This window comes from Acinetobacter tianfuensis (assembly GCF_003611465.1).
In the GTDB taxonomy this organism is placed as follows: Bacteria; Pseudomonadota; Gammaproteobacteria; order Pseudomonadales; family Moraxellaceae; genus Acinetobacter; species Acinetobacter tianfuensis.
In genome coordinates this window covers 21,178-33,921 of the sequence record NZ_RAXV01000023.1, presented here as the reverse complement: position 1 = coordinate 33,921, position 12,744 = coordinate 21,178, and the positions used below count along the sequence as shown (strand labels likewise).

The 12,744-nt window shown below is 44.2% G+C and carries 12 protein-coding genes; 4 read left to right on the top strand and 8 right to left on the bottom strand.

Annotated elements, in window-relative coordinates; translation table 11 throughout:
* Nucleotides 1-23 precede the first annotated feature (23 nt).
* From ygiD to D7V32_RS10960, 6 genes are all read right to left on the bottom strand, one after another.
* Nucleotides 24-890 carry a 4,5-DOPA-extradiol-dioxygenase gene (gene ygiD, locus D7V32_RS10985; RefSeq protein WP_120402920.1) on the bottom strand — a complete coding sequence of 289 codons (867 nt, stop codon included), beginning with the start codon at nt 888-890 and terminating at the stop codon, nt 24-26.
* A gap of 139 nt (nt 891-1,029) precedes the next feature.
* A complete protein-coding gene (locus D7V32_RS10980; protein ID WP_120402919.1) occupies nt 1,030-1,383 on the bottom strand; it encodes a DMT family transporter in 354 nt (117 codons plus the stop codon).
* 141 nt (nt 1,384-1,524) lie between these two features.
* Nucleotides 1,525-2,511, bottom strand: a complete 987-nt coding sequence (locus D7V32_RS10975) for a diaminopimelate dehydrogenase (RefSeq protein WP_120402918.1) — start codon at nt 2,509-2,511, stop codon at nt 1,525-1,527.
* Between the two features lie 254 nt (nt 2,512-2,765).
* Nucleotides 2,766-3,251 (bottom strand): DUF934 domain-containing protein, encoded by a 486-nt coding sequence (locus D7V32_RS10970; protein ID WP_120402917.1) that lies wholly within the window; start codon nt 3,249-3,251, stop codon nt 2,766-2,768.
* On the bottom strand, nt 3,244-4,887 hold the full coding sequence (locus tag D7V32_RS10965; RefSeq protein WP_120402916.1) for a nitrite/sulfite reductase: 1,644 nt from the start codon (nt 4,885-4,887) through the stop codon (nt 3,244-3,246). Before D7V32_RS10965 ends, D7V32_RS10970 begins: the two co-directional genes overlap by 8 nt.
* Before the next feature lie 313 nt (nt 4,888-5,200).
* Entirely contained in the window at nt 5,201-6,319 is a 1,119-nt protein-coding gene (locus D7V32_RS10960; protein WP_120402915.1) for a CaiB/BaiF CoA transferase family protein, read from the bottom strand.
* 211 nt (nt 6,320-6,530) lie between these two features.
* On the opposite strand from D7V32_RS10960, the gene D7V32_RS10955 reads away from it, so the two are divergent.
* The gene (locus tag D7V32_RS10955; protein WP_120402945.1) at nt 6,531-7,541 is read left to right on the top strand and encodes an AraC family transcriptional regulator; all 1,011 of its coding nucleotides are present in this window, start codon (nt 6,531-6,533) and stop codon (nt 7,539-7,541) included.
* A gap of 50 nt (nt 7,542-7,591) precedes the next feature.
* Here D7V32_RS10955 and D7V32_RS10950 read toward each other — a convergent pair whose 3' ends face one another.
* Nucleotides 7,592-7,849, bottom strand: a complete 258-nt coding sequence (locus D7V32_RS10950) for a hypothetical protein (protein WP_228200209.1) — start codon at nt 7,847-7,849, stop codon at nt 7,592-7,594.
* A gap of 223 nt (nt 7,850-8,072) precedes the next feature.
* Between D7V32_RS10950 and D7V32_RS10945 the strand changes: the two genes are divergently transcribed.
* The 3 genes from D7V32_RS10945 (at nt 8,073) to D7V32_RS10935 (ending at nt 12,210) form a co-directional block, all read left to right on the top strand.
* Entirely contained in the window at nt 8,073-9,278 is a 1,206-nt protein-coding gene (locus tag D7V32_RS10945; RefSeq protein WP_120402913.1) for an acetyl-CoA C-acetyltransferase, read from the top strand.
* Nucleotides 9,279-9,599: 321 nt separating this feature from the next.
* The gene (locus D7V32_RS10940) at nt 9,600-11,732 is read left to right on the top strand and encodes a 3-hydroxyacyl-CoA dehydrogenase NAD-binding domain-containing protein (RefSeq protein ID WP_120402912.1); all 2,133 of its coding nucleotides are present in this window, start codon (nt 9,600-9,602) and stop codon (nt 11,730-11,732) included.
* Nucleotides 11,733-11,868: 136 nt separating this feature from the next.
* Nucleotides 11,869-12,210, top strand: a complete 342-nt coding sequence (locus D7V32_RS10935; protein WP_120402911.1) for a hypothetical protein — start codon at nt 11,869-11,871, stop codon at nt 12,208-12,210.
* Between the two features lie 85 nt (nt 12,211-12,295).
* Here the strand turns inward: D7V32_RS10935 and D7V32_RS10930 are convergent, their stop codons facing one another.
* The gene (locus D7V32_RS10930; protein ID WP_120402910.1) at nt 12,296-12,736 is read right to left on the bottom strand and encodes a GNAT family N-acetyltransferase; all 441 of its coding nucleotides are present in this window, start codon (nt 12,734-12,736) and stop codon (nt 12,296-12,298) included.
* Between the last annotated feature and the right edge of the window lie 8 nt (nt 12,737-12,744).

The window sequence follows — 12,744 nt, the reverse complement described above, 5'->3', positions numbered from 1 at the left end:
CACGCGGCCTTTACCTTGTTTATTCAGCTTTGATCCAGCCTGAATGAAGTCATTGTCAGCGAACCTCCAACGGCTTTTGCATTGAATATACTCAGTTCATCTTTTTCTTCCTGAAGCGCCAGCGCATAAATCATTGGATAATAATGATCTGGTGTCGGGATCGCCAATTTAAAAGCAGCACCCTGCTTATCCCAGTCAAGAAGCGACTGGTGCTGATGATTAAGCAAGAACTGCTGCATTGTACGGTCTGCTTCTAAAGCCCAATCAAAGCCATAATTGTCATTCATTTTATCAAAAGCAATATGGCCTAAGTTATGTACCAGATTGCCGCTGGCAACAATAAGCACACCTTTACGGCGTAAAGAACTCAGCTGTTTAGCCAGCTCATAGTGGTATTGTGCCGGCTGGCTGTAGTCAATACTCAGCTGCACCACAGGAATATTGGCATTTGGAAAAACATGGCAAAGCACCGCCCACGTCCCATGATCTAGACCCCAGTCATGATCATGATGAACATCAATACTCTGAATTGCATCAACCGCCGCATCCACAAGAGCATGATTGCCCGCGGCTGGATACCGCATATCAAACAATGCTTGCGGAAAACCGCCAAAATCATGAATTGTTTTGGGCATCTGCATTGCCGTGACGGCTGTACCGCCTTGAGTCAGCCAATGTGCAGAAATACATAAAACCGCCGCAGGCGGTGTTTCTAAATTAGCGCCAATCTTACTCCATTCACGGGTAAATTCATTTTCCTGAATTGCATTCATGGGAGAACCATGCCCTAAAAACAGTACAGGCATGGGTGCAGTATGCGGGAGTTCCGCATTCCATTGTTTTAATAAAGGTAAGTCGCCGCTGGGTCTTTGCCCGTACTGAAACTGCATGATCTCTGCCTATGCTGATGAAGGCTTTTATTATGCAAAGCTTCATCCCTCTCGGCGAGATGCATTCGATCAATACAGCATTGCTGAAATAGAACAATCAGCGCCTGCTAGGTGCAGCTGAGCCAAAACAGCATACGGACTAAACATCAATATTGGAAAATTGGGCAATAATGGTTAATCCTAAAGTAATAAATGCAATACCGATCCAGCCAGCCAAATCAATATTTTGCCCCAAAAATGTTTTCGCAAGCAGCGCCGTTGCAATCACGCCAATGCCAGACCACAGCACATATAAAATTCCCGCCTGCATAAATTTTAAAGCGTAAGCTGCACAAGCAAAGGAAATTATGTATAAAACTAAAGCAATGCCTTGATCCAGCTTATTGACTAAACCATTCGCTTTTGCCGAATAAAATGTAGACAGCACATCTGTCCCTATGGCAATCAATAACCAAATTACCCCTGGATTCATTTTTTCCAATAAAAAAGACATGTTCATATTCATTGATAAATTTTTAAGCGGATTTTAGCCCGAGTCATAATAAATAACGACATCAAACAAATATTTTTATCAATTCGTCACCAAAAAAAAGGCGAATATAACATTCGCCTTTTTTCATCTGCTCAATCCTGCTTAAAGCAGCTCTTTACGCAGCTGCTCTGGCGATTTGATTGAAAGCAATGCAGGCGCAACATCCAATGCTGTTTTTGCACCATATTGCTGCATTTGGTTCATGCGGTAACATGCGCGCGCATATGCCACCAATACACTGGCCGTAAACTCTGGATTGCTGTCCAGCTTTAGCGAAAACTCAAGCACTTGATTTTGTTCATCGCTTGTATTGCCGCTGCGAATAACAAAACCGCCATGCGGCATTTTTTGATGATCTTTTTTCAGCGTTTCTTCATCAATAAAGTTTACCGTCGTATTATAGTCAGCAAAATAATCAGGCATCGTCACAATTGCCTGCTCTACAGCTTTGGCATCTGCTCCTGCTTCTAAAACCACATAACAGTCGCGGTTATGTTTATCTTTAGTGCTCAATACAGGGCGTGAACCGCTGCGTACCTGCTCAATCGCAGTTGTCGATGGAATCGTATATTGCACACCAGCTTTTACGCCATCTACACGGCGAATGGCATCTGAATGCCCTTGGCTTAAACCTTTACCCCAAAAAGTATAGGTTTCACCATCCGGCAATAAAGCTTCACCAAATAAACGGTTGATAGAGAACATGCCTGGGTCCCAGCCAATCGAAATCATCGCCGTTTTTTTATTGGCAAGCGCAGGCGCATCGACAGCAGCATAATATTCAGGAATACGGGCATGTGTATCAAAACTATCTACGGTATTGAATTGGCCTGCTAGAATCGGGCCTTGCTGCGGTAAATCATCTTTCGAACCGCCGCATAGAATCAAGACATCTATTTTGTCTTGGAAATCGCTCAATGCATCCATAGCATACACTTGCGTTTGCGCAAAACATGGAGTGACTGATGCAGGTTCACGGCGGCTAAAAATACCGACCAATTGTAAATCTGGATTTTTTTGAACCGCAGTTTCTACACCACGGCCTAGATTGCCGTAACCTGCAATACCAATACGGATAGAATTTTGCATAAACACAATATCACTTAATCAATGAAAGTCTTAAAAGAGCAGAAAACACAATTTTTTAAATTGAATGGCCGCTCTATTTTTTAAATGTTCTGAAAAACAAAAAAAGCCAAAGTCTTTGACTCAGGCCAACTTATACTACACAACAATGCACTAAAACAATGCGCTTTAAGCATTAAAAAACATCACTTTCTATCTTTTTTTACAGCATAAAAAACCCTCCGCGAAGGAGGATTTTTTATTTCAATTCAAGGCAGTTAAGCGCCTGTTTGATAACTTGCTTTTTCAACCGCAGCCGAAGCTTGGTAAGGATGAGTAAAGTCACTTAAGCCAGCAGCAGCTTCAGCAATATCTTTCCCTTCTTTCACCGCAAATGTATCAAAGCCTGAACGTTTCATGTAGTTCAGAACATCTTTAAATACATCGCCTGTTGCGCGAAGTTCACCTTGGTAACCTTGACGGCGCAGCAGCGCTGCAAATGAATAGCCGCGGCCATCATTAAAACCAGCAAACTCAATAAAGATTGCATCCAATTGATCCAGCGGGAACGCATTGGTTTCAGGAGACGCATCTACTGTAATGTAAAGCGCTTTTTTACCTGAAACATTGGCAATCTGGTCTAGCTGTTCAACCGTCAGAACCACATCACCTTGCGGCAGCACACCATCTTCACCAATCAGCTGGTAGGTATTGTCTGCAATCGAGCCGTCTTTAGAGAGGACTTGTAGTGCTGTATTAAGCATATGCGCGCTCCTTAAATGGCTGAATGCCGACACGGCGGTAAGTTTCGATAAACTCTTCACCTTCTGCACGAAGATCAAGATAAGTATTTAGAATTTCTTCTACTACATCTGGTACAACGTCTGCTGCAAATGATGGCCCTAAGATGTCGCCAATAGACGCATCATGGTCAGCATTGCCGCCAAGCGTGATTTGGTAAAATTCAGCGCCTTTTTTATCTACGCCTAAAATACCGATGTTGCCCACGTGGTGGTGACCGCACGCATTCATACAGCCAGAAATGTTCAGATCCAATTTACCTAAGTTGTAAATCGTGTCGAGATCATCAAAACGGCGTGAAATCGCTTCAGAAATTGGAATCGATTTCGCATTTGCCAATGAACAGAAGTCACCGCCCGGACAGCAGATGATGTCTGTAATAAAACCAATGTGAGCACGTGCCAGATTGTTCTTTTCAAGAATCGTCCACAGCTCAAATAAGTCTTTTTGCGGTACATCAACCAATGAAATATTTTGTTCATGCGTCGTGCGCAGCTCACCGAAGGTATATTTATCTGCAAGGTCTGCGATTAAACGCATTTCTTCCACAGTCATATCACCCGGCGCAACACCCGCACGTTTCAGTGAAATCGTGACGATACGGTAACCTTTCACTTTATGCGCATTGGTATTGATGTTGAACCACTGTTTAAACTTCGGTTCAGCAGCGAACTGGGCAGAAAAATCTTCATCTGCATAGTCTTGGTATGCAAACGGCGTAAAGTTTTCATCCATTTTCGCCAAAGTATCAGCATCAATTTTTAAAGTTTTAACAGTATGCGCAAATTCAGCTTCCACCTTCTCTGCAAATACTGCCGGCGTTAATGCCTTCACTAAAATCTTAATACGCGCTTTATATTTGTTGTCACGGCGGCCGTGCAAGTTATAAACACGAAGTACCGCTTCTAAATAAGCGATTAAATCTTCACGCGGCAAAAAGTCGCGAATAAAGCTGCCGATAATTGGTGTACGGCCCAAACCGCCGCCCACTTTAATTTTGTAGCCCATCTCGCCTGCTTCGTTGCGCACGATGTAAACACCGATGTCGTGAAATGCAGTTGCAGCGCGGTCCACTTCATCCAAAGCAGATACGGCAATTTTGAACTTACGCGGCAAGAAAGCAAATTCAGGGTGAAATGTCGACCACTGGCGGATCAGCTCACACGTTGGGCGCGGGTCTTCAACTTCACCTGCAACAACGCCAGCATACTGGTCAGTTGTCGTGTTACGGATACAGTTGCCTGAAGTTTGAATGGCATGCATTTGAACGGATGCCAGCTCTTGCAGCATATCAGGCACATTTTCTAAAGCTGGCCAGTTAAACTGAATGTTTTGACGTGTAGATACATGCGCATAGCCGCGGTCATAATCCTTCGCCAAGTCTGCAATTTTACGCAGCTGCTTAGAATTCATTAGACCATAAGGCACAGCAATACGGAGCATCGGCGCATAGCGCTGAACGTATAAACCATTTTGGAGGCGAAGCGGACGATATTCGTCTTCGGTTAATTTACCCGCTAAATAACGTTCCGTTTGATCGCGGAACTGTGCAACACGTTCATTAACCAGTTGCTGGTCAAAATCAGTATATAAATACATGGCGTACAGCTAGTAATTTCTATTATAACGGCGCACAGCATAACGAGATTTGATCTATCAAGAAAATGCGTTTTTTACATATTTTATAGCGGTTTTTTTGATAAGCATCCTTAGATTTCACTGATATAAGGCCTTTGCGCTCTTTTCATTCTATTTTTATTAATATTGATTATTTTATTCATTATTTAGCATTTTTTTTCATAAGCTTAGGCCAAGCATTTTTAGTTTGCTTACAAAGCAAATAAAGAAGCCAGCACTGCGGTTGCTTTACCACCTCAGCCTGACTTCTTAAAAATATAGATTTGCACTGCCCCTAAAATTGATCTGCCCCCAGCCCCTTGCCTATATATTTATATTGCGCTTTGGAACGTGAAAACTTAATAGGACATGCCAGCTGCTGCTCAGTTGCCTCAGACTGCTCATGCAATGGAACGGAAACAACCCAGCCGCGCTGTTTTGCCAAATCTGAATGCAGCGCTTCCTTTAAGCTCAGCACAGGTTCTGCACAAACATCCAATGATTCAAAGTGACGCACCCATTCGTCAAAATTTGCTGTTAAAAACTTTTCCTGCAGCGCGTGTTTAACCTGCTGCCGGTCAGCTGTATCCAGTGAAGCGCCTTTTTGCTGTAAAAGGGATAAATCTAAAGCCTGAGCTAAACCCAGCATAAATTGAGGCTCTAGGCTGCCAACTGAAAAATAGCGGCCATCTTTTGTTTCATAATAGTCATAAAAAGTGGCGCCATTGAGGTAGCTTTGCTCTGGCTGAGGATTTTCATCCGCAGCCAAACAGGCTGCTGCTGCCATATTATTTAAGCTAACAGCACAATCGGTCATAGAAATATCAATATGCTGCCCAACACCGCTGCTGCTGCGCTCAATAACCGCAGTTAAAATGCCAATCACGGCATGCATGGAACCGCCTGCAACATCCGCAATTTGTATGCCTAAAGGCGGCGGCCCGCCCATCGCTCGGCCAGAGTGGCCAGCAATACCAGACAATGCTAAATAATTAATGTCATGGCCAGCCTTATTTTTCGCACTTCCTGTTTGACCATAGCCTGTAATGGAACAATAAATCAGTTTGGGATGAATCTCCGACAGAGTTTCATAATCCAAACCTAAGCGCTTCATGACTCCCGGCCTAAACTGCTCCACCACAATGTCATACTGCTGGATTTGCGAATGCAGCAGCGCAATACTGGCTGGGTCTTTCAAATCCAGTGCAATCGATTGCTTATTTCTGTTTAAATAACTGTGTGAAACCGCTTGGCCATTGGCATACGGCGGCATGAGGCGCACAAGGTCCGGACGTGCCGGTGATTCAATATGCACAACATCTGCACCTAAGTCCGCCAAGTATAATGTTGCAAACGGCCCAGGCAGAAGTGTAGAAAAATCGAGGACTTTCAAGTCTTTTAAGGGTGCATGCATTGGAGTTTTTACTCTAATTATGTTGATTTTTTATGCATATTAGAAATATAAATGAATGAACACAATGTCATGTTCAGCCATTTACCTTGATAGTTTCGGCAATTTACCATGTAAAAATGGCAATTCAGCTGTTGTAAATTGCCATAATACTTTTTTTGAATGTCAGTTAGGTCAAACGGTAGTGAACATTAAAGAGTCCGAAGGAATCAGTATGAGCCGCGATACGATCAGTATCCATTTCGTGAATGCAGCCTTGTCGGGTGTAAAACGCCTTGGCATGGATGTGGAAACTTTATTGTCTCATGTCGGGATTGAAGCCGAGTTGCTCCGTCAGCCTAAAGCGCGTATTTCACCAGAACAGTACACCCGCTTTATTAAAATGCTGTGGATGGTAACCCAAGATGAGCATGTCGGCTTTGATATTCAGCCGCGCCGTTTAGGTACTTTCGCCATCATGTGCCAGCTGATTATTCATGCTAAAACGCTAGGTGATGCGCTTGAGCTGTCTTCACAATTTTACAAATTATTTGGCGATGAATGGTCGGTGACTTTGGAGCGTGACAAACATGAAGCGCGCTTAGTGCCGCTGATTCCGCAATCAATGGACCCAGATCATTTCATTACAGAAAGCATGCTGATGATTTGGCATGGCTTGGCATCGTGGCTGATTGAACGCCGCCTGCCGCTAGAACGTGTACATTTCGGCTATGCGCGTCCAGATCATGCAGATGAATATGACGCGCTGTTCTTCGCGCCTGTGATGCAGTTTGACTCACCGCGTACAGAAATTACTTTTGCGGCGGATTATTTAGATCTTCCAATCCGTCAAAATGAAGAATCTTTAGAAGAGTTCCTGAAAGCCGCGCCTGCGCAGCTGCTGGTGAAATTTAAAAACACCAACTCTTTAACTTCGCGCATCCGTGAAGTGCTGAAGAGTCAAATTGGTGAAGAAATGCCGACTCTGAATGATGTCGCTTCTATGCTGTATCTTTCACCGCAAACCCTACGCCGCCGTTTAGCAGCCGAAGGTAAAAGCTATCAAGGCGTGAAAGATGCTTTGCGCCGCGATGCTGCCATTCACCTGCTGCTCAACCCATCTTTAACTTTAGAAGATGTGGCGCAGCAAGTGGGTTTTAGTGAAACCAGCACCTTCCACCGCGCATTCAAGAAATGGACAGGTGTAACGCCGGGCTTATACCGTCAGCTGCATGGCTATCACTAATTTCACAATCAAAAGATAGAACATAAAAAACCTGACTCCGGTCAGGTTTTTTATTCGGGAAAATCCGCTCGGCTTTTTTCGCAAAGTATTGGATCGACTGAAGTGATCACGCGCTTTCCATCCTGTATCCGATACATTTCTGCTTTGGTCACTTGAAAGTCCCGATCATACTCACAAGCCAAACCGCCTGACCCTTCATCTGAGGGATGAATGCCATAAATCATATAAATATAAAAACCGATCATGCATACAAAACCTAAGCAGCCTGCTAGTACAAGCCAAGCCAGACCTTTTAACACTCGTTTCACATTTTTATGCATGAGTAGATCTTCATTTTTAACTTACAAAATTTCGACTAATTATTAGCCTACCAGTTATTTAAATATGGATGATGATTTTTACTTTATTTAGTTTCAAGCGTTGACCAAAAATATCAAACGACTCGCCCGTTCTCATCATTGCGCTGGCTTAATTAATCCGTACACTCAAAAAAACCAATAAAAAATTTAAACATCTAATAGGGACAGAATTATGAGCGAGGCTTACATCATTGATGCCATTCGCACGCCGCGCGGAAAAGGTAAAAAAGACGGTTCACTGCATGCCGTTAAACCCATCAGCCTGCTGACTGGCTTATTGAATGAACTGCAAAGCCGCCATCAGTTTGACACCGCTGCAGTCGATGACATCGTACTAGGCTGTGTAACCCCAATTGGTGACCAAGGTTCGGACATTGCCAAAACCGCAGCTATTGCGGCTGGTTGGGACAATGATGTAGCAGGCGTTCAGATCAACCGTTTTTGTGCATCAGGCCTAGAAGCTGTGAATATGGCAGCGCAAAAAGTGCGTTCTGGCTGGGAAGACCTCGTCGTTGCAGGCGGTGTAGAGTCAATGTCTCGTGTGCCAATGGGCAGTGACGGCGGTCCTTGGGCGCTCGACCCTGAAACCAATATGGCCTGTGACTTTATTCCGCAAGGCATCGGAGCCGATTTAATTGCCACCATTGATGGTTATAGCCGAGCAGATGTTGATGCCTTTGCTGCTAACTCTCAACAAAAAGCCGCAGCAGCGCAAGCTAATGGCTATTTCGACAAATCCGTCGTAGCAGTCAAAGACAAAGCAGGCGTGACAGTTTTAGCCAAAGATGAATTTATTAAACCAACCACCACAGCAGAAGGCTTAAGCAAACTCAATCCTAGTTTTGCCATGATGGGACAAATGGGCTTTGATGCGATTGCATTGCAAAAATATCCAGAAGTCGGCGCAGTGAATCATGTACACCATGCAGGCAACTCATCAGGGATTGTCGATGGCGCTGCGGTGGTACTGCTGGCTTCTGAAAAAGCAGTACAAGAACAAGGCCTAAAACCGCGCGCTAAAGTGCTTGCCACTGCCCTTGTCGGAGCAGACCCAACCATCATGTTGACTGGCCCTGCCCCTGCTGCACGTAAAGCCTTAGCCAAAGCTGGCTTAAGCATTGATGACATTGACCTGTTTGAAGTGAACGAAGCTTTTGCAGCCGTTGTGATGCGTTTTATTACCGAACTCAACGTTGACCCTGCCAAAGTCAATGTGAATGGCGGCGCAATTGCATTAGGACATCCGCTGGGTGCAACAGGCGCCATGATTTTAGGCACACTGATGGATGAACTAGAACGCCAAGGTAAAAAGCGCGGTTTAGCGACCTTGTGTGTAGGCGGCGGCATGGGCATCGCAACGATTATTGAGTTGGTTTAATTAACCTAACCGTACACCACATCTGATACTTAGTATGTGTCATCCACAACCTGAGCAAAACTTGAAAACAATGTTTCTGCGAATTTTTAGAAAAAAGACATTATTTGACAGGTTTTGTGGATGACAAATGGTTTTGCCTACTTTTGCCAAATGAGAAATATATTTCGCAAGGTAGGTCGAACCTGAATGAAGCTAAAGCACTGCTTTAGCTGAAATGAAATAACCGTAATGAATAAATTTGGAAAGACTCCGTAGTGACTATGAATAATTTAAATCTCAAAAATCACTAGCAACGTCATAAAAAATATTTGGATAAAATTTATGAGCGCAATTCAATTTGAAAAAAATGCCGACAATATCGTCATTTTAACTTTAGATTCTCCAAACCAATCTGCCAACACCATGAATGCAGATTTCCGCACAGCCTTGGCAGAAACGGTAGACAAACTGCAAGCAGACGAAAATATCGCAGGGATTATTTTACGCTCGAACAAAAAAACCTTCTTTGCCGGAGGTGACCTCGATGAACTGATTCAAGCTACACCTGAGCATGCAACAGATTTCTTCAACATGATTGAAGATATGAAAGCCAAACTGCGTTATATCGAAACCCGCGGTATTCCAGTCGCGGCGGCACTGAATGGCACGGCATTGGGCGGTGGCTGGGAATTAGCGCTCGGCTGTCACTACCGTATCGCGCTGAATGATGCTAAGGCAAAGTTTGGCTTGCCTGAAGTGACCTTAGGCTTACTGCCGGGCGGTGGCGGCATTGTGCGTATGGTGCGTTTATTGGGTTTACAAAATGCATTTCCGCTCTTGATGGAAGGTAAACAAATTGGTGTCGAAAAAGCCAAATCACTGGGACTCATTCAAGACACTGCAGAATCTAAACAAGAGCTGATGGATAAAGCGATTGCTTGGGTCAAAGCCAATCCTAAGTCTCTGCAGCCCTTTGATGTAAAAGGCTATAAAATTCCGGGCGGTACGCCATCCACACCTGCTGTGGCGCAAATGTTAGCAATTGCCCCTGCTATGCTGCGTGACAAAACCAAGGGATGTTACCCTGCACCCGAAGCCATTATGTCGGCAGCGGTTGAAGGCGCTCAAGTGGATGTCGATATGGCGCTCACCATTGAATCACGTTACTTTACTTATCTTGCAACAGGTCAAATTTCTAAAAATATGATCGGCACTTTTTGGCACGGCCTGAATGCCATTAAATCTGGCGCAAGCCGTCCAAAAGACGTGCCGAAATGGCAAGCAGCTAAAGTCGGTATTTTAGGCGCAGGCATGATGGGTGCTGGTATTGCATATGCGACAGCATCGAAAGGCATTGCAGTTGTACTTAAAGATGTATCACTTGAAAATGCAGAAAAAGGCAAAGCCTATAGCCAAAAATTGCTGGATAAAAAAGTATCACAAGGCCGTTTAAGTGCAGAAAAACGTGATCAAATCTTAGGACTGATTCATGCCACTGCGGATGCTGCCGATTTACAAGGCTGTGATCTGATTATTGAAGCTGTCTTTGAAAATGTCGAATTGAAAGCCAAAGTGACGCAAGAAGCCGAAGCCTATTTAGCAGAGGGCGGTATTTTTGCATCGAATACCTCTACTTTGCCCATTTCAGGCTTAGCCAATGCATCAAAAGATCAAGCCAAATTTATTGGCCTGCATTTCTTTAGCCCTGTCGATAAAATGCAATTGGTTGAAATTATCAAGGGGAAAAATACATCTGCTGAAACCTTAGCCAAAGCCTATGACTATGTGCAGCAAATTGGTAAAACGCCAATTGTGGTCAATGACAGCCGCGGCTTCTTTACCAGCCGTGTATTTGGCACCTTTGTGCAAGAAGGTTTACGTCTGCTGTCTGAAGGCGTGCACCCTGCCCGCATTGAAATGGCGGCGTTAAAAGCAGGCATGCCTGTTGGACCATTGGCCATTCAGGATGAAGTATCACTGACGCTCTCTGAACATGTGGCAAATGAAACACGTAAGGCCCTGCAAGCCGAAGGCAAAGACCTGCCTCGCTCTGGTGCTGATGATGTGATTCAAAGCATGATTCATGAATTCGGACGTAAAGGCAAAGCAGCGGGTGCAGGTTTTTATGAATATCCAGAAGGCGGTAAAAAGCACCTATGGGACGGCTTAAGCAAATGGCAGAAAGACAATGACATCTCAGAGCAGGAAATGATTGACCGCTTTCTGTTTGTTCAGTCACTGGATACCTTACGCTGCCTCGAAGAAGGTGTACTTGCATCCACTGTAGACGGCAATATCGGTTCGATCTTCGGTATTGGTTTTGCGCCTTGGACAGGCGGCGCTTTGCAGTTTTTAAATCAATATGGTTTAGAAAAAGCGCTATTGCGTGCAAATACATTAGAAGCAAAATACGGCGAGCGTTTTAAAGCGCCTCAGTTACTGAAAGATAAAGCAGCCAAAGCTGAAAAAATCTAAAGTTAGCATCTAAAGTTAAAGGAGCCTCGGCTCCTTTATTCATTTTCAATGCAGGACAATCTCTGCTCCATTCAAATAAAAACTATGTTATAAAGTAACGGAATTTTTATTCTTATTCTTGACTGAGTACGCTGTTATGACAGATCAATCTTCTCCTGAAAAATCGCCATGGGGCTGGAAAGCATTAATTCTTTTCAGTGTATTAAGCTTGTTGTTCATGGGTTTCTTTTGGCTTGCAGTAACCAACGAACCAGACTATATGCCTAGCCAGCAGAAAAAAGATCAGACAACTCAGCATGCATTTAAAAGTGCGCCTGCAATGTCTGAAGAATCGTTAGCAAAAGCTCAGGCCGATAAAGAAGCCCGCGAAGCTGCATCAGCTCAATCAGCCTCTGAAATGCAGATGAGTGAAGAACAGCATGCCAATATGGACAGCAGCATGCAGCACGGCAATACTGAAAATGGCCACGGCCACTAAGAATACCTGTAAAAAAAGCGCTGATTGATACAGCGCTTTTTTATTGCTTAGATGTGTTTAGATCATCTCGCAGCGGACTGGATCATCAGATCTTGATCGCCTCTTCTAAGACCATCTGCATATCAACATGCACAATCCCGCAATCTAAATATGTTTCACCTTGCACTTGAAAACCTAAAGCAGCATAAAATGGAATGGCATGCTCTTGCGCTGACAATTTCACAAAAGACCTTTGCTGCCGTTTGGCCTGACGAATAATTTCCAGCATCAGCTGTTTGCCTATACCCAACCCGCGATGAGCTTTAAGCACCGCCACACGGCCTATGCTGCCATTTTCAAGCAGCCGCGCAGTCGCAATGACCTGCTGCTGATCATAAACAGCAAACTGCAAAGAAACCGCATCTTCTGCATCCCATTCATCTTCTGGCGCAATCTGCTGCTCTTGAATAAACACCGCTTCACGAATAGGCTTAACTGCTGACGCTAAACTTGCCCAGCTGCCAGAAATAATTTTAAATTCAGACATTTTTGATT